We start from the raw sequence: 18,583 nt of genomic DNA on the forward strand, positions 1-18,583 counted from the left end.
ATATCTAAGTTAATTCTCATACATATTAACACATCATAATCAAAAACGCAAGGATTAATTACTATAAATTTTATATTTCTGTAACATTTATTAATCCTTTTGTTATTCTTCGCGTTTCTTTCTACAATTCAGACATATTTCATTTCATGTCTGTAATAATTTTGACGCAGGACAAAGATATCCGATGCGGGACTTCACGCTATGATAGACCTGATTGTTTGCATTGTTTTACAAAATACTATAAAACGCTAAAAAGAAGCAGCCTCCTCATTCGAAAGCTGCTTCAATTTCTTAACTATTCACTTTTCAGCCAAACAAATCCGCCAGAATCTGGTCTGCTGTCATATTCAGATAACCATCCGGATCAGAAAGCGTATTTCTGTTCCATCTCAGATAATTACCTCTTCTAATATAATTACCTGATGAAGTATGATAATCATACTTGGTAAATCCAGGATATCTTGACATATATTTCTGTGCCAGTGCAATTGCCTGACTTGAATAAGCACCAGACGGAGTAGGAGTACCTGCAATCTGGACACCTGCATTTGGTGTAGAATGTACGATTACCGCACTCTTATCCTCACACTGTCCAAGGATAATCCAGGTATGTCCACTGTCATATCCCACATCTCCAGGGTATACAGTCCAGTCATCACTTGCAAGATTTGCCTGGGTCAGAATACTTCCCCATCCCATAGACTGATAATAAGAACCAATCTCTCCGGAAACTACCGTATATCCGCTTCCTACACCTGACTTGCTCTGCATTACCTGATATGCTGACCATCCTACAAAACCAGAGCAGTCAAAACCTTTCGCACGGTTTGCTGTACTGAGGTCTCTGTAATTATTATAATCATAACTGCTGCTCTGACTGTTATAGAAATCAGTCATTGTCTGACTTGTACCTTTTCTTGTGGAATCATTCCATCCACCGCCCCATACATACAGAGCCTGTCCAACTGGCTGCAATGCACCGGCAAGATAATTCTTAATTGTTCTGGAACCTGTCGGATTTGTGGTATTGCTCAGTACACCATTAGAATTAAAGTGATATTTCTGTCCATCAATAGTTACATCACCAACAGCCATAACACCCGTTTCTTCATCAAAGTAATACTTATTCGCTCCGATAGTAGTCCATCCCACTGCCATTTTACCACTGCCAGTATTGAAATAATAATTTTTTCCATCGATTGTCTGGAATCCTTTTGCCATGACTCCATCTTCTTTTTCAAAATATCTGTACTCATTACTGGTATTTTTCGTCCATCCGGTCAGCATATAACATGCACTTGTAAAGTATCTGGTATTTTCCTTTTTGTCTGTAAGGAATGTTTTGCACGCTGCCACACCAGAGTTACTGTAAAAATAATATTTCTTTCCCTTCAATGTCAGCCAGCCGGTCTTCATAAATCCAGTAGACGGCTCAAAATATCTCTTCTGCTCCTTGGAATCAGTCAGCCAGCCAGTCATCATAACTCCCGCCGTTTTACTGAAATATCTCTTTCTGCCTTTACTGTCAGTCGCCCAGCCTTTTACCTGAACACCTGTTGATTTATTAAAATAATATTTCTTACCGTTAAGTTCCAGCCATCCTTTCTGTTTAGAACCGTCTTTGTTTATGTAGTATGATTTTCCGTTAATAGTTACAAAACCGGTTTTAGTCGCCGCCTGCGCATTCACTGTAGAAAAGCCAGCAGAAATCCCCACAGCAAAAAGCATCAGAAACAAAAGCACTCCCCAGATTTTAAGTTTCCTGTTTACGTTTTGCATACATACCTTCCTTTTCTTTTTTCGTTATCAGAGTGTATCTGAAAAGTATGAATCGTGGGTATCGCTCTGATATCTCACATACTTCTCAGATACACTCTGAGGTTTTACAAGGTTTTTTACAATGTTGTTACGTTTCTATGACCCTATTATATTACACTTTAAATAACCCGTCAACAGACAAGTAAAATTCTGTTAAATATTCACTAATTTTTCACAGTCTGTTCCATAAAAAAAGAGACAAAGTCCACAAATACTTTGTCTCTTTTCACAAAATCACACTGTGAAATATAACCTGTATATCTGTTTTCTCTTTATTTTTTCAGCAGACAGAATATCATCTTATATCCCTGATCACAGCAGATGCTTTCTTAATTCAGCCCCGTCAGCAGCACATAAATAAGCAGGTGCCACATCAAATACTGTCTTCGCACCGCTCTGTCCTTCTTTATTCATGCGATATGCAGCTCTTGCATATGCAACAAGTACAGAAGAAGTAAACTCCGGATTAGAATCCAGTTTCAGACTGTATTCGATCACGTGACTGTTCTCATTATTCCATCCTGTTTTTCCGGAACGGATCACAAAACCGCCATGCGGGATTCCACTGTGATCACGCTTCAGTTCTTCTTCCGAAATGAAGTGTACAGTTGTGTCGTAATCTGAGAAATAATTCGGCATAGTCTTAATGTCGTTCTCGATCTGTGCCAGATCTGCACCTTCCTCTGCAACTACAAAGCATTCTCTTGTATGTTTCTGTCTTGTTGTAAGATCTGGATTCTCTCCGTTTCTTACTGCTTCCAGTGCCGCTTCAACAGGAATTGTATACTGTTTTGCGTCTTTTACACCTTTAATACGGCGTACTGCATCTGAATGTCCCTGGCTTACACCCTTGCCCCAGAATGTGTAATCTTTTCCGTTTGTAAGAATTGCATTTGCGTAAAGACGGTTCAGTGAGAACATTCCCGGATCCCAGCCTACTGAAATAATACCGATATGACCGCTTCCTTTTGCTGCCGCATCTACTGCATCAAAATGTTCCGGAATTCTTGCATGTGTATCAAAGCTGTCAATTACGTTAAACATCTTTGCATATTCCGGTGTCTGTTTCGGAAGATCTGTTGCGCTTCCACCACAGATGATAAGAACGTCAATCTTATCTTTCATTTTCTCAGCATCACTAACAGAATATACTGTTGCTGTCTCTGTAAGAATCTTAACGGTTTCCGGAGCACGACGTGTAAATACAGCCACAAGTTCCAGATCCGGATTATGTTTGATTGCGCACTCTACACCACGGCCAAGATTACCGTAGCCCAAAATACCAATACGAATACTCATTATAATTTCCTCCTGTAACCTTTCTTCTGTTATCGCAGCTATTCCTTATTACCACAACTGCGCATTATCACTTTACTATAGTAATATTTTCCATTTTGATTGTCAATCCATTAATGGAAGTTTTATAATCCAGTAACCAGTTTGTTACAAAAATCAACAACAAAATACGCCTCCACCCGGACAGCACAGACTGCATGCCATATTCGCCAGGCACAGCTTCATACAATAATCATCTCCGCCCGTCGGCATACCTCCAAATGGATTCTGCATCTCCTGATACCAGCTTCCTCCGCCTTCCATCTGCCGTAAAAGCATCTGATACTGTGCATTGTCCGGCTCCAGACGAATAGCTTCTTTAATATCATTTAAAGCATTTACATTATTTCCAAGTCCCATATTTGCCATAGAAGACAGATAATACCACTGTCCGTTTCTCTGTGAAAGTGACTGCAGAACATTCATAGCCTCACGATAATGACCGCTCTGGATATAATTGGCTGCCGCCTGCCTGCGCATGGCTTCTTCATCCTGATAGCCTGAGTCTGACTGTCCTGAAAATCCGCCAAAACCACCGTAATTATTGCTGCCATAATTTCCGTAACCGGTTCCCTGCTCTCTTTCCTTCATAATCTGCTCATAAGCCTGCTGAACCTGCTTGAATTTCTCCTCAGCCTGTTCTTTATTCGGATTGTCAATATTTGCATCCGGATGATATTTTCTGCTCAGCTTACGATATGCCTTCTTCACTTCCTCATCGGATGCATCTCTGGAAATCCCCAGTGTACTGTACGGATCAATCATTCTCTCTCTCCCCTGATTCTTTTCTCTTCTTATGAATTGCCTCAAACCGGCACCATACTCCTGAGTAAAGAATATTTCTCAAAATATCAGTGTATTTTATAATAGGAAGCTTCTCAAACTCCCTGCAGGTCTGTGCCATCATCATGATCAGAATCTGACGTACCTGCTCATCGAACCCTTCTATTATATATTGTTCTGAAAAAGGATTGTAATTTTTATTTTTTATATCCTCTTCCACATCATCATATGCATCCAGAAGATAAATAAATTTACCAAGGAAAAATCCCATTCTGCGCAAAGTGTCTTCCCACACATCCTGCTTCCATGCAAAAATCTCTTCCATAATTTTCCCAAAGCAGCCCGCCATTTTGTCAATATCTTTTTCTCCGGATTTCTCCATCTCAGACAGTTCACCGAGAAGTTTCTGTATTCTTCGGGATTTATCCGGATATTCCTGATCCAGCTTTTTTACTTTCCCCTGAAGAATTTTTGAATAACCAAGAGCAGTTATTTTTTTCTCATCCTCCCAGTCATCCCGGCATTTATAATAAGCAAGGAGCACATTCATATCTGCTGCATATCCGGTCACTGTATTTCTTCTGACAGGCTGTCTGTGAACCGGATGAATCACACATCTGGTAGTTCCCTTCTGCATGGGCGGCTCATAAAGCGCACTGAGAAGAATCACAACAAACGTCATATCATAAGTCAGTGAAATCTGACCTGATATCCCATATTTGCTTTTAAGTTCTCTGCAAAGTCCACAGTAAAAGGATCTGTACAGATCAAAATCCTTAAACTTGATTTCCGGCTTATTCATTACCACATAACCAAACATAGTTCCTCCAGCCCATAGCTTATGATGATCTGCCAGAGCGTGTTGGCAGCAAATCAGCGTCTTTTAATAAACTTCTCATGACATTTCGGACATTCAATCTCTACCTTCTGTCCTTTTCCTCTGGGAATACGTATCTTCTGTCCACATCCAGGGCAGGTATAGATATGATGGGTTTTTCTCTGCTCCATCATATTTTTCTCTCTGTTAAACTGGCTGCGGATTTTCTGAGTATATCCCAGATATTTCTGATTTTCCGCATATCGTGCAGAGATATTTCTGGAAAGTATTCTGAAATATGTATAAATGATAAGAATAAATCCAACTGTATCCAGAATACCTCCGGCGGCATTTTGCCTCAGAAAAGAACCCACAACAATGACGAAAAGTGCCACACCAAGAATAAATCTTGAAAGATTATCCACTCCATAGCGTCCCTGCATGAATCTGTTTAGCTTGTCTTTCATTAAACTACCTCTTTTTATTATTTGCAATACATTTTGTTTTCTGTTCTGATAAATTGAATTATTTGCAGGATTTTATTCTCTGACAAGAACTTTCAGGATTTCAGCAATATACATGGTATGGTAATCTTTCTGCGGATACCACTTGCTGTCATTTTCTCCGGCATCAAAGCATTCCGGTTTAATCTCATCATGATACATTTTTTTGCAGACCATGATCATGTCAGCTTCTTCAATTCCTGTTGTTTTGTCTGTAAAGTAAGGAGTCAGTCCTGCTTCCTTAATCTTATTATCCGCATCTTTTCCTGAAACCTTTCCGCAATAATTTAATGCCTTGCGATACTCTTCTCCCAGAACAGAAATTGTAAATGTATCTTCCCTGTCCACAAATTCCTTGGTGTATCTCTGAGGACGGATATATACAGTCACTGCGTTCTTTCCCCACATAACACCCATTGCCCCCCAGCTTGCTGTCATGGTATTGCATTTCTCCTCATTTCCTGCTGTGATCAGCAGCCATTCCTTTCCAATCTTTGTAAATGGATTCATTGTCAGTTCTTCTGCCTTTACTTCTTTAAAACTCATAATAATATTTCCTCTCTTTCTTTATTCTCAAACATCCGAAATCCTCTGCTACAGAAATCCCTGTTTTCTCAAAAATCTTATCGTGCAAGTACACTCTGGCTCTGATATCGTATTATATAATTATCTGTCATTGCATACCTGGAAGATATAGAACTTCAGATAATAAGACTCATCTGCCGCCCACAGGATTGGATGATCCGGTGCCTGTGTCCTGTATTCTACCTGGCGAAGTCTCTTATGTACATTCTTTGCCGCCTGTCCGATGGTTTTGGTAAATAATTCATAATCCATAAAATGAGAACAGGAACAGGTTGCAAGAAAACCTCCGTCTTTTACCAGTTTCATGGCACGCAGATTAATTTCCCTGTATCCTTTTACTGCATTCTTAATAGAATTTCTGGATTTAGTGAATGCCGGAGGATCAAGAATCACAACATCAAATTTCTCACCCTTTTCTTCCAGTTCTGGAAGCAGTTCAAAAACATCTTCACAGATAAATTTCACACTGTCAGATAAACCATTCAATGCCGCATTGGCTGTTGCCTGATCTACCGCCAACTGAGATGCATCCACACCGGTTACACTTTCAGCACCTGCAATTCCGGCATTCAGTGCAAAGGAACCTGTATGTGTAAAGCAGTCCAGAACTTTCGCACCTTTGCAAAGCTTCTGGATTGCCAGTCTGTTATACTTCTGATCCAGGAAAAATCCTGTCTTCTGTCCGTCCTTTACATCAACTTCATATTTTACGCCATTTTCTTCAATCTGCACAAGCGTTGGAAACTCCGGTCCGATAAAACCTTTAACCATTTCCATTCCTTCCTGTTTGCGCACCTTCACATCACTTCTCTCGTAAACACCCCTGACCGTGATTCCATCCTCTGCCAGAACTTTCTTAATAAGCTCTACGATCGTTTCTTTAAAACGATCAATTCCCAGTGCCAGTGACTGAACTACCAGCACATCTGAAAATTTGTCCACTACAATTCCCGGAAGAAAATCTGCTTCTGCGAAGATCAGACGACAACATCCTGTATCTACCACCTTCCTGCGGTACTCCCATGCATCACGTACACGCTTCTCCAGAAATTCTTCGTTAATCTCAACATTTTCATCTCTTGTCATAAGACGTACTGTGATTTTAGAATTGGTGTTGATAAACCCTCTTCCCATGGGATATCCGTCAAAATCATGGATAAGTACTATATCTCCATTCTCGAAATTCCCCATGACTGAATCTATCTCATTATCAAAAATCCACATTCCGCCGGATTTCAGAAGCCTTCCTTCTCCCTTTTTCAAAGTTACTACTGCCATTCCCATTCGTATTTCTCCTCATGTTCTTTCTACATTCGTAACAATTCCACAAAATAATGCGTTCAAATCGAACAACAAGACTTCACCTTCTGATAGTCCAGTGTACCGACAGGTTAATTGCCTGTAATATTTTACAGATTTGCTATAATCACATTATTTTATCACATTCATTTCATTTTTTCCATACATAACGAAAAGCAGCCGACGAAATCACAAAAATTTCACCAACTGCTTTTCACTGCTATCACTTTTCATTTATCACTTTTCGCAATTCCCGCAAAAGATTTATGGACTCCGGTTAAATCTTTCAACAGTATACATCTTGGCAGACCGCCATAACAAAGTGCTGTCTTCTGAACTTTATACCCATGACTTTCCATATTGTGTCTGCTGAACTGATTATCCGGATGTATGGTACACATGAGATAATAATATTGTTCCGTATCCAGAAATCTCTCCGCAGCTTCCAGCATACGCCCTTGCAGTCCGTTTCCTCTGCAGGTGCTGCTCACAACTGCAGAGTCCATAACTGCAATATGTGAAAGCTGTTCCTCATCAAAATCGAGATATATTCCCAGATTATCTGCTCTGTTCTCAGGATATTTAATAAGGAAAAAACCTGCAACTGAATCATCTGCTGCCTGTGCCACGATCACAAATCCATGCTCTTTCATATGTGCCCTGACATATTCTTCATCATCAGATACAAACCAGTCCGGATGCGTTTTATCATTCTGCGCTTCATACATAACAGCCATGATTCCATCCATGTCTGCCATTTCTGCCTTTCGTATCCTGAACGGTTCTTTCTCAAAATTACTGTTACTCTCTGAATTGCTCCGGGGACTCTGATTATTCTGCATTTTCCTGACTGTCTGCAGTCTCTGCGGAATCTGCATCCTCTGTATTATAAGTCTCTGTACTCTCGCCATAGAGTTTCTCAAAGAATTTCATTGTTTCATTATATAAAGTCTGTCTGTCATCATCAGAAAGATCTCCAAGTTCCGGACTTGCCTGTGCATCTGCACTTAATCCAAAGATCTCCTTCATGGATTTATCTACCATATTAAGTTCTGTACTCATGTAAGTTTCAGTTCCATCTGCCTGATAAGAATCTGTACCTTCTGTAAGAACTTTCAGATATGCCTTCTCCACATTCTTAGCAAGAGTTGCACCATTTTCAGCATCAAGAGTTACGGAAGCTGTTGCTGTTTCATCTTCCATAGCTGTTGTAAGAGCAGTGGTATCGCCTTCATATTCTCCCTTGCAGAAATTCTCAGCTTTGTCAAACATTGCCTTCTGATCTTCTGTCAGTGCAGAAGTATCCAGCTCATCGGATCCAGTTTCACTTCCGGCATCATCTGTATCTTCACCGGAATCTGTATCACCTTCATCTACATTTCCAAGTGTGCTGTCATCAGTAGTTTCATTGCTGTCTGTTTCCTGCGGTTCTTCTGTTTCACTGAGATCTCCGTCACCCTGATTGTCAGTATCATCCTCAATCAGTCCTGAATCCTCTTCAAGTGAAGGATTCTCTGTGGAGCTTTCTACAATATCTCCACCTAAAGCACTGTTATCCACACTGTTCAGAATATCATCGCCATCTGCAGGATCACCTGCATTCACAGTATCATCCTCTTCATCAGCAACATCACCAATCTCATCACTGTCACCGGATGTATTCTGCTCTACCTGCTCCAGTGTTGCCTTTACATCATCATAATTGTACTCCTGCTTTGCAATCTGCTCCAGAACATTTACAATCTTATTGATCTGATCTGAATCCAGGTTCACATTATTCTGCTGTGCAATGTTTACTACAATATTATAAATATCATCTGCATTCTGAACGTTATCTTTGATAACCTGCATTTTGGAATTGTTCATAACTGTTGTTGCATCGTTCTTTCCCACTTCATCTGCAAGATTACCGGTTACTACCATTTCCTCCGTCGCAAGTTCCTTCTTGGCACTGTCAAGCTGTTCACCTGTGGCTGTTTCATATGCCATCTGGATTCCTGTCAGAGCACCTGTTCCGGACACTTCAAATGGGCAGGCTGCTACAACTTCACAGTTCTTCACACCAGATGTGGAAAGTGATGTTGCGATCATGTTGCATGTTACCCAGTTGAGATTGGCTGTTCTTACTTTGATACCACCTGACTGAGTCGGCTTTACGTATGCACAGCTCACTGTTCTGGTTCCAATCTGCTCTAATGGTACATAGGAACTTAAATGATCTCTCTCATCCTGATTGGTGATTGTAAGGATCTGTACCTGATTACTGTCCACATTGAAATATTTCATCATCGTGTTCTTCTGAGCCTCTGAAAGATCGGCTCCCAGTGTTACAACCTTCATTGAATCTGCCAGTGTCGGTACTGTTGTTCCTGAAAGTACCAGGCATGCACTGCACAGAAATGCTGCTGCTGTTTTTGCTTTTTTCATAATATAAGACCTCCCTGATATATGGGCAGATAACCGCCATCTTGTATTGTTCATTGATATTGGTATTATAACACGTTTGAACTGATATTTGTAATTATTATATAACTGTTTTATTTTTTCCACACATATTATCTATATAATTCCCAGTCCTTCCAACAGAATCTTCGTTCCAATAAGGATAAGAATAATACCTCCGCATAACTCTGCTTTTGATTTGTACCTTACTCCGAAAAGACTGCCGATCTTTATTCCTGCTGCTGAACAGACAAAGGTTACCACACCGATAAAGGATACCGCCGATATGATTTCTACTTTCAGAAATGCAAATGTTACTCCTACAGCCAGCGCATCAATGCTGGTTGCTACCGCAAGAATAAACATGGATTTCATATCCATATCTGCATTTACATGTTCTTCTTCCCGGGATTCTCTGATCATACTGACACCAATAAATACCAGAAGTGCAAAAGCTACCCAATGGCTGTATCTGGTAGCTTTATCTGCAAAAAAGCACCCTCCAAAATAACCGATAAGAGGCATTAATGCCTGAAACCCGCCAAACCATGCGCCGGCAATACACATATGCCTGGCATTGATTTTTCCAAGTGAAAGTCCCTTACAGACAGACACCGCAAACGCATCCATAGACAATCCGATTGCCAGTATAAAAAGTTCAAAAATGTTCATGTTTTTTCTCCTCATATATTATTTTTGCTGCGGTACAAGAAAGAATCCTGCCCGGAAGGCTTTTTTATGTTACAGGAACATTACGAAGTATTTTTCCTGTAGCATAAAAAAAGAGACACACAGACAGTCATTTAAACTGTCCATGAGTCTCATCGTTTACTGTAATACCGGGTGCCTCTGGCACCATTATGTCGATAGTACTACATATCCATACGAATATGCCGATTACTCCCTCCTGAAGAACGTCCATATTTTATCATATTGATTAATATTTATCAAGTATAAATTGTATCCCACTAATTCATGAACCTCTGCTAATCATTATGAACATACCTTAAAATCGTTTTTATAACTTCCTCAATCACAATCGGCTTTGACAAATGTGTATTCATTCCTGCATCCAGTGATGCCTGAACATCTTCAGCAAATGAATTGGCTGTCATTGCTATAATAGGAATGTTTTTTCCATCCGGTCTGTCATTCATCGCCCTGATTGCTTTTGCCGCTTCATAACCGTTCATTTCAGGCATCATGATATCCATCAGGATTACATCAAATGTGCCTTCCGGATGATTTCTGAAAATCTCAACAGCATTCTTTCCATCTACAGCTCTTTCTACATTCATTCCAAACGCTTCCAGCTGCACGGTCGCAATTTCTGCATTCAGCTCATTATCCTCTGCAAGAAGGACTTTCACACCTGTAAGATTTACCTTTTCAGAAAAACCTGTGTCTGACTTATTACATTCCTTATCTGTAATTTCCAGAGGAATATCCACAGTGAAAGTGGTTCCCTCATGCTTTTTGCTTTGCACGGAAATGGTTCCACCCATCATATCTACATACTTCTTTACGATAGCCATCCCCAGTCCAGCTCCATGGTACTGCGTTCTCACATCGGAATCTTCCTGTGCAAATTCCTCAAAAATTTCTTTTGTAAATTCCTTACTCATGCCAATACCAGTATCCGAAATGCGGTAATGCATATTTATATATCCATCCCCGCCCTTTTCCTGACACCGGGCTTCAAATGTAATCGTCCCTCCATCCGGAGTGAACTTCACGGCATTGCTCAGAATATTAACCAGCACATCTCGCAGACGTACAGGATCCACAAGTACATTTGGGATCTTTGCTTCTTCATGCTGGATCTTAAAGCTGATATCCCTGTTCGTAAGAAAGCCTTTTGTAATATCCAGTGCAGAATCTGTGATACTTTTTAAATCTGCCGGTACCGGATTGTATTTCACTTTTCCACTTTCCACGCGAGTCAGATCTAATACATCATTGATCAGCGACAGTAAATGCTCTGAACTTTCATCAATCTTTTCCAGACAATTTTTCACTTCGTCTGACGGATTATTTTTCATTGCAATACCGGTAAATCCCATGATTGCATTCATCGGTGTTCTCATATCATGGGACATATGTGACAGAAATGCTGTTTTTGCCTTGTTTGCAGCCTGCGCATGCTCTGCCAGTTCCGCCATTTCCTCAGCCTTCTCCTGGGCTACCTTCTGAGCTTTTTTTCTTGCACTGAGACGCATTGCTATCACAGCCATAGTAGTCAGCAGCCATCCGAAAATAAGAAGAAGCCAAACAGTAACAACAGGATGCAGACGGATCCAGTCAACAAATGTCAGCTCTGCTGCTTTGTATGTGGTATACCGTGCTGCTAGATCTTCGACAAGATTTTTGGGCATGGCATACATTGCTTTCGTCAGAATACCAGCCAGCGCATGGTTCTCTGTTGACGAAACTACCATACGGTAGGTGAATGTAGGCTGTTCCAGCAGCGTATATGTCATGGTGCCCGTAGTGTCACTATTCACAAACGCCTGTGCCATGTAATAGTAGACGAAGGCAGCATCGGCTTTACCCTTACGGACAGCTTCCATCATTTCCTGCCGGGTACTGCACATCAGCTTTTCTGCACCGGGTGCCATTGCATCTGCAATTGAATTTGATGCTGTCTGGTCAACCGTAGTAACAACATTGATTTCTCCATCAAAGTCACGCCGTGTCACCCTTGCCAGCTGCATTGTAATGAAAGGTGCAGTAATCCCCCATTTTTTCGTCTCAGCATAGTTATCTGTTTCCAGGCGTGCATCGATACTCATCTCTGTGGCTTCCTTATTTTTCTGATAAGCAATATACTCATCTCTGGTGGCAGGTGTAAGAAACTCATAGGAAATCCCGGCATAGTCTGCAATTTTCCGGAAGTAATCTGGGATAATCCCCTTCATCTCACCATTTTCATTATAAGAATATGGATAACGGGACGGATCACACAGAACATGAAGCGGGTTGTCCTTGGAATATTGTGCAATAATACTTTTTTCTTGCTCCGTATATTCCAGATTCTTAGTTTCTATGCTTTCATAATTTTTATTGTAAAGCGTCGTTTTCCAGTCACCCTCAACCGCATTCATCTGATCGATCGCATAATTGATCTCATTCAGCAATTCTGTATTGCCCTTTTTAACAATGACATAGAAATCGCTGCTGCCAAATTTATCCACGATTCGCTCATTGTTTGTTTTTCTCAGAGAACTGGTAACAATCGCATCAACTTTTTCGCTCTGAAGGGCTTCATCCATTTCTGTGGTCGTATCAAAATAAGATGGAACATATGTAAATCCTTTGTCGTCTGCAAAATCCGCAAACTCTTCATTCCGGGTGTTTCCGTTCAAAAGCGCCACACGCATACCGTTGTAAGTGCTGTAATTGCCGTCCACAATCGTGCTGTTGTCACTGCGGACGGTCAGCATCCCATAATTGGTTCCGATCGGACGTGAAAAATCAAACTTTTCTTCTCTGTCCGATGTTTTGCGGGCAGATGTTACCATGTCAATCTCGCCATCTTCAAGCATCTGCTGCATATCATCCCAACTCTGATCGTATCCGACATATTCGTAATCTACATCCCAATAACGAGCCATCAACCGAAGGAAATCATAGCCATAACCGCTGCGGTTCCCCTCTTCATCCATCATGTGATAACCATCCATGGCAAAGAAACCGACTTTGACAGTTTCATGCTGCGAACAGTCCTCGGCCGCATATGCAGTCAGGGGAGAAAATATCATACACACGCATACAAAAACCAGTAACACTGCCACACATTTCTTTGCTCTCGAAATCATATTAAATCTCCTGTCTGTCAAATATATTTCTCTATACGTCTCCTTGTCAACCTCCTGGTTTAATAAATTTTCACCTGTCCCTACTGCTTCTCAATTCTTCGCATATAGTCTGCTTGATTGTTTTATCATCTAATGGCTTTGCAAGATGTGCGTTCATTCCTGCTTCCATACACTTTTCTGCATCTTCCCTAAATGCATTTGCAGTCATAGCAATGATAGGGATTGTTTTTGCATCCTGCCGTTCCAGGGATCTTATTGTTTTTGTGGCAGTAAGCCCATCCATCACCGGCATCATGACATCCATTAAAATAACATCGTATGTTCCTGATTCGCAGGCTTCAAAGTGCTGAACAGCTTCTAACCCATTTTTCACTGTTTCTACTTTAGCCCCATTTTCCGTCAGTATAAATTCTGCTATTTCCGCATTCAGCTCATTATCTTCAACCAATAATATCCGGACACCTGATATATCTGCATTGAAATCTTCTTTTTCTTCCGGCCGTGCATTCGTATCAATTTTAAATGGAAGTATTACAGTAAAACAGCTTCCTTCACCAAGCTTGCTTTCAACTGTTATGGTTCCGCCCATCTTTTCTACAAGTTGTTTCACAATAGGCATTCCCAGACCTGTCCCATTATAATCAGAACGTGGGGAATTATCTGCCTGTACAAATGGAGTAAACAATTCATTTTTTATAAATTCTTCTGACATTCCAATTCCATTATCTTTTATTTTAAATTCACATGTCATGTGATCTTCTGATCTTTCAATCGTTCTCATACTCATGTAAATAAAACCATTCACCTTATTGTACTTCATACTGTTTGTAAACAGATTCATCAATATTTTTTTCAGATGAACTGCATTGCTCCAGACATATATACCACTGTAATCATCATGTTCTCCTATAACATGAAGTCCTTTTTCTTCTGCCTGAAAAGATAGTGACTCCGTGATTTCCTGACATACCTGATCCAGATTGATGGATTCATCACTAAAAACCACGGTATCCGATTCTAACTTTGCCATATCCAAAACATCATTTACCAATGATAATAGCAGTTTCGAAGACTCATTTATTTTATTCAGGCAATCTTTTGCCCGCTCACCATCATTTCCGCTTTTTTCAAGAATTGTAAGCATGCCCATAATGCCATTGATCGGTGTCCTGATGTCATGAGACATGTTATTTAAAAAGGAAGTCTTAGCCTTATTGGCACTCTGTGCTTCTACAAGTGCATTTTGTAATTCCTGCTGTTTTTCTTCAAGCTCCTGATTCAGCTTCAATGCCTGCTCAGCAGACTTCTTGGATTTTTCTTCCGCACGTTTTGATTTTTTCAAAGAATCAAGAATTATACACAGGGCAACAAAAATAGAGATTCCAACTATGAGTGAGACAGCCAGTAAATTGTCCTGAATAAAATCCTTCGCTGTAACTTTTCGCGAGGAAACATTATACGAAACTACTGCACCTGAAAATTGAGTTGTAGGCATAGATGTCAGTGTTTTATTCAGAATGGACAAAAGAACCGGTTCTCCCTGCTGAACAGCAAATGAAACATCAGCTTCTTTTGTCAGGAAAACACTATGAAGCTTATTATTTTTCAAATAGCCTGAAACAGTACCTGAATTGCTTACAATACAATCCGTCTCCCCTTTCTGCATTGCTTTTACTGCTGCATCTGATGTCTCATATTCTACAACCTCCCATTGCGGATAATTGTATGAAAGATATGCTTTCAATGCAAAGTCATCTTTTTCAACGGCAACTATATTCTCTTTATTTTCATCAAAAGAATCCTTTGCCGTAATTGCTGCCATATTGAGAGTCAATAGCGTATCCGACAAAGCAAATCCATTTGTTTCCGCAAAGTATGGATTCTGGTTTGCATGAAAAATCAGGTCTATTTTTCCATCCTGCAATGCCTGAAGCAGTTCACTTCTTGTATCATATCCATTTAATTCAAATTCCAGAGTCTGACCTTGCAGACAATTTTCTGCAAGATCCACATAATCTGTGATAACACCTGTCAATTTGCCTGTTGATGGATCTACACTACTGATACCTCCATCCTGATTCAGATACCCTATCCTGATTGCTCCATGCTGCCCGATCCACTCCCTTTCTTCTTTTGAAAGAAACGAGCTGCTCTGTGCAGAAAGATAACGCCTGTAGAGATCATCTGTGTAAAATGGGTTGTCATCCTTGATTCTGCGCATAGCACTATCCAATGCTTCTTTGATATCCGGACGTTCTGGATTTATAGCGAAATAGATTTCTGTCTCTCCAATACTTGTAAGCGGTGAAATATCCGATTCTTCCCAACGGGATTCTTCTACCGAAACGAAGCAGTCAATTTCATGTTTCGACAGTTTGTCCATAATTTCTGTGGTTGTAGAAACATTGATATGCTTCGTATGCAGACCATATTTTGATTCCCATTCATTAAGCACATCCTCCGGTATATGATCTTTAAACACACCAATATTTTTCCCCTCGAAAGAGTCAAGATTTCCTGCTGTAAGATCCATATTGGATGCATCCGTATAGATGTAATATTTCTCTTCCCCCATAGGCATATCGGAAAAAAGCATATTTTCAGCACGTTCGTCTGTATAGGAAATGCCACCAAGAATATCAATCTCTCCATTTTCCAACTGTGTAAAGCAGTTTTTCCAATCACTTGTTATGTATTTATATGTCCATCCTGCATAACCTGCAATATCTTGAAGATACTCATAACCATAGCCGCTTCTTTCTCCCTTTTCATTGACTACATTATAAGTTTCCTCAAAAGATCCTACCCGGATAACATTGTCAGAGTTTTCTTTGGCAAATGTAGGAACGGATAAAACAATAAAACATATAATTGTGCAAAATATAATGTAATAAAATTTGAAATTCATTATATTCTGTACTAATTTGCACTTCTTCATCTTTCTCCCATCCTCTAGGCTACAGTTGCTTGCTTGCTTCCAGATTTTAATTTTACATTCATTAATTATCAATAACCTCCACACTATTTTTCACAATATTTTTCCAAACAGCTTCTGTATTACTTATTCAAGTGCTCTACCATAAAAAAGCACTGTCAAACAGACAGTGCACCTCATTTCATGCAACTGGCTGCCATTTTACAGGCCCTGTAGCTTTGCGTCCCAGACTTTCATCTGGTTTGCCGATTTCCTTATTATAGCTTTAATACTTATGCAAAAAACCGATCTCATTATACTTTAATGCTCTAGTATACACAAGAAAAACATTACCGTTTAACGACAAAAAATAAAAAAGAACAGTCGATACATATACTCGAACTGTTCTTCTACTTCCGAAGTCCACGCAGCATTGACATTACTGTTTCCTGCTCATTTGTACTCAGATTGTTCCATATCCCTAGAACTTCTTTCTGTTTTTCTGTCAGATTCTCTGAATTACCTTCCTGAAAAAACTGTGATAATGTCACGCCTAATGCTGTACATATTTTTTCAAGTGTGATCAGCGACGGCAGGTTTTCCTGCGCCATGATTCTTCCCAGTGACGACTGGGAAATTCCCGACAGCTGCGATAATCTATATTTACTGATATCACGCTTTTCACACAAAGATGTTATTTTATCCGCAATATACTTCTCTATCTGCAAGTAACTATACCTCATTTCCGCTATTACATGTTCTTATTGTACCTGTAATAATGAAAAAATATTAGTATTCAACTTTGCAATCATTCAATTCCACAATAGGAAGTATACGCATAAAAAAATATAAAGATACTTTCGTTTCCGCAAAAGTCATTTTCGCTTATATCGTTTTTATAATAGCACAGACAGTTATGTTTGTCACATAAAAGTTTGAAACCTCAAACAAAAAAATAAGCCTGCCATCATCCGCAGATTTCTCCACAGATAACAGCAGGCTTCCTACTATCTCATCAACTCATTCACTTTTCTCTGCACTGCCCCATAATCATATCCCGCAGCCTGCAGTCTCTTCTTCCTGTCCTCGCCGTTTCCACACTTTCCGGCAATGACTTCCTTTGCCACAGTTTCCACAGTCCATCTGATGCCACATTTCAGTCCAAAATAGTTATGGTACTGACTGGCCAGCCTGCTCTCACCCCATCCGGATTCCAGCACTGCCTGTGCGATCACAGGCGAGTACACCAGAATCCCATACAGTCCTGCATACTTCTTCACATACCCCACAATATCTGCGATAAATTTCTCCCTTGCAATCCTCATTCCCCATCACTTCCTTTCCCTCTGTCATGCAGCTGTTCCAGCACATCCTTCATCTTCTGCGGAATCGGCAGCCCCAGATGCCCTGCATTCTCCAACAGGCTCACACCCTCATTAGAAATATAGAAAAAGATCACCGCTGTCCTCAGAACGGATTCGTTCCCGATCACAGCCACATCCAAAATGTTCGCCATTCCTACCAGCAAAAAGATCAGCACCTTCCTGCAGATTCCCCGGAATCCCACCTCACTGGAAAGTGTATGATCCGCAAAAGCACACATCACCCCGGTCAGGTAATCGATCACCACAAAAGCGATCAGAGCATACAGAAGTCCGTCACAGCCTCCCATAAACCAGCCCAGCCATCCACCTACAGCCATAAAAACCATCTGAATAAAGTTCCAAAATTCCTTCATGCCAGAATCCTCCTCCCACGAAAAAAGCACCAGCCAACTGACTGATGCCTTCGTAAATATAATCATCCTATCTGTTGTAAGTCCAGTGTTTCAGATACCATTCATGCAGTTCTTCTGTTGTTTTACAGCAGTCTGCAATTTCTTTTCCCTGAGATATCCACCGGCGTGTTTCCCGTCGGAATGTATCAATATCCAATGCATAAAACTTATATGTTCCGCCCCGTCTGTGCATCACTTCATCATCACACTGGAACTCAAAATAATCATCCCCGTCCAGAACAACCTCTCCCGTCAGATTCCATACCCCTGACCACGGAGGACCACCATCTCCCGGAACACAGAAAGACAGCCTTCCATCTTCCAGAATAACAGGCGCCACCGCAATATTTTTCATCTGCGGCATATATGGCTGTTCAAACCAGTAAGCTTTCTTCTCATCCATTCTTCTTCATCTCCATGACAGCCGCCTGCCCTGCAAACTGGAATTGACATAACTCACTTAGATTGCTTATGCCAAGCATATAAGTAGAT

Annotated in this window: 16 protein-coding genes and 1 riboswitch; all 16 genes read right to left on the bottom strand. The window is 40.5% G+C overall.

The features are described 5' to 3' along the window. Window positions 1-306 precede the first annotated feature (306 nt). Window positions 307-1,779 carry an N-acetylmuramoyl-L-alanine amidase family protein gene (locus G4417_RS13770; RefSeq protein ID WP_173683897.1) on the bottom strand — a complete coding sequence of 491 codons (1,473 nt, stop codon included), beginning with the start codon at window positions 1,777-1,779 and terminating at the stop codon, window positions 307-309. 351 nt (window positions 1,780-2,130) lie between these two features. Next, the gene (locus G4417_RS13775) at window positions 2,131-3,117 is read right to left on the bottom strand and encodes a diaminopimelate dehydrogenase (RefSeq protein ID WP_173683896.1); all 987 of its coding nucleotides are present in this window, start codon (window positions 3,115-3,117) and stop codon (window positions 2,131-2,133) included. A 153-nt stretch (window positions 3,118-3,270) separates the two neighbouring features. Next, window positions 3,271-3,918, bottom strand: coding sequence for a J domain-containing protein (locus G4417_RS13780; protein ID WP_173683895.1), 648 nt, complete (start codon window positions 3,916-3,918; stop codon window positions 3,271-3,273). Next, window positions 3,911-4,756, bottom strand: coding sequence for a DUF5685 family protein (locus G4417_RS13785; protein ID WP_173683894.1), 846 nt, complete (start codon window positions 4,754-4,756; stop codon window positions 3,911-3,913). Before G4417_RS13785 ends, G4417_RS13780 begins: the two co-directional genes overlap by 8 nt. Before the next feature lie 53 nt (window positions 4,757-4,809). Further along, window positions 4,810-5,220 (bottom strand): hypothetical protein, encoded by a 411-nt coding sequence (locus tag G4417_RS13790; RefSeq protein ID WP_173683893.1) that lies wholly within the window; start codon window positions 5,218-5,220, stop codon window positions 4,810-4,812. 72 nt (window positions 5,221-5,292) lie between these two features. Then, window positions 5,293-5,802, bottom strand: a complete 510-nt coding sequence (locus G4417_RS13795) for a flavin reductase family protein (protein ID WP_173683892.1) — start codon at window positions 5,800-5,802, stop codon at window positions 5,293-5,295. 120 nt (window positions 5,803-5,922) lie between these two features. Continuing rightward, window positions 5,923-7,125, bottom strand: coding sequence for a class I SAM-dependent rRNA methyltransferase (locus G4417_RS13800; protein ID WP_173683891.1), 1,203 nt, complete (start codon window positions 7,123-7,125; stop codon window positions 5,923-5,925). A 245-nt stretch (window positions 7,126-7,370) separates the two neighbouring features. Further along, window positions 7,371-7,982, bottom strand: coding sequence for a GNAT family N-acetyltransferase (locus tag G4417_RS13805; protein WP_173683890.1), 612 nt, complete (start codon window positions 7,980-7,982; stop codon window positions 7,371-7,373). Beyond that, on the bottom strand, window positions 7,972-9,567 hold the full coding sequence (locus tag G4417_RS13810; protein ID WP_243872157.1) for a DUF1002 domain-containing protein: 1,596 nt from the start codon (window positions 9,565-9,567) through the stop codon (window positions 7,972-7,974). Before G4417_RS13810 ends, G4417_RS13805 begins: the two co-directional genes overlap by 11 nt. Window positions 9,568-9,699: 132 nt before the next feature. Next, window positions 9,700-10,254 carry a manganese efflux pump MntP family protein gene (locus tag G4417_RS13815; protein ID WP_173683889.1) on the bottom strand — a complete coding sequence of 185 codons (555 nt, stop codon included), beginning with the start codon at window positions 10,252-10,254 and terminating at the stop codon, window positions 9,700-9,702. A 314-nt stretch (window positions 10,255-10,568) separates the two neighbouring features. Continuing rightward, window positions 10,569-13,400 carry a transporter substrate-binding domain-containing protein gene (locus G4417_RS13820; protein ID WP_173683888.1) on the bottom strand — a complete coding sequence of 944 codons (2,832 nt, stop codon included), beginning with the start codon at window positions 13,398-13,400 and terminating at the stop codon, window positions 10,569-10,571. Window positions 13,401-13,470: 70 nt separating this feature from the next. Further along, on the bottom strand, window positions 13,471-16,308 hold the full coding sequence (locus G4417_RS13825) for a response regulator (protein WP_243872158.1): 2,838 nt from the start codon (window positions 16,306-16,308) through the stop codon (window positions 13,471-13,473). Window positions 16,309-16,516: 208 nt separating this feature from the next. Continuing rightward, a riboswitch (cyclic di-GMP riboswitch) is annotated at window positions 16,517-16,592 on the bottom strand. 132 nt (window positions 16,593-16,724) lie between these two features. Next, window positions 16,725-17,042 carry a helix-turn-helix domain-containing protein gene (locus G4417_RS13830; RefSeq protein WP_243268874.1) on the bottom strand — a complete coding sequence of 106 codons (318 nt, stop codon included), beginning with the start codon at window positions 17,040-17,042 and terminating at the stop codon, window positions 16,725-16,727. 279 nt (window positions 17,043-17,321) lie between these two features. Continuing rightward, entirely contained in the window at window positions 17,322-17,639 is a 318-nt protein-coding gene (locus G4417_RS13835) for a glucosaminidase domain-containing protein (RefSeq protein ID WP_202048537.1), read from the bottom strand. After that, on the bottom strand, window positions 17,636-18,052 hold the full coding sequence (locus tag G4417_RS13840; RefSeq protein WP_173683885.1) for a phage holin family protein: 417 nt from the start codon (window positions 18,050-18,052) through the stop codon (window positions 17,636-17,638). Before G4417_RS13840 ends, G4417_RS13835 begins: the two co-directional genes overlap by 4 nt. A 67-nt stretch (window positions 18,053-18,119) precedes the next feature. Continuing rightward, complete coding sequence (locus G4417_RS13845; RefSeq protein WP_173683884.1) at window positions 18,120-18,494, bottom strand: hypothetical protein; 375 nt, start codon at window positions 18,492-18,494, stop codon at window positions 18,120-18,122. Window positions 18,495-18,583: the final 89 nt, after the last annotated feature.

Source organism: Blautia wexlerae, from assembly GCF_013300825.1.
GTDB lineage: Bacteria > Bacillota > Clostridia > Lachnospirales > Lachnospiraceae > Blautia_A > Blautia_A wexlerae_B.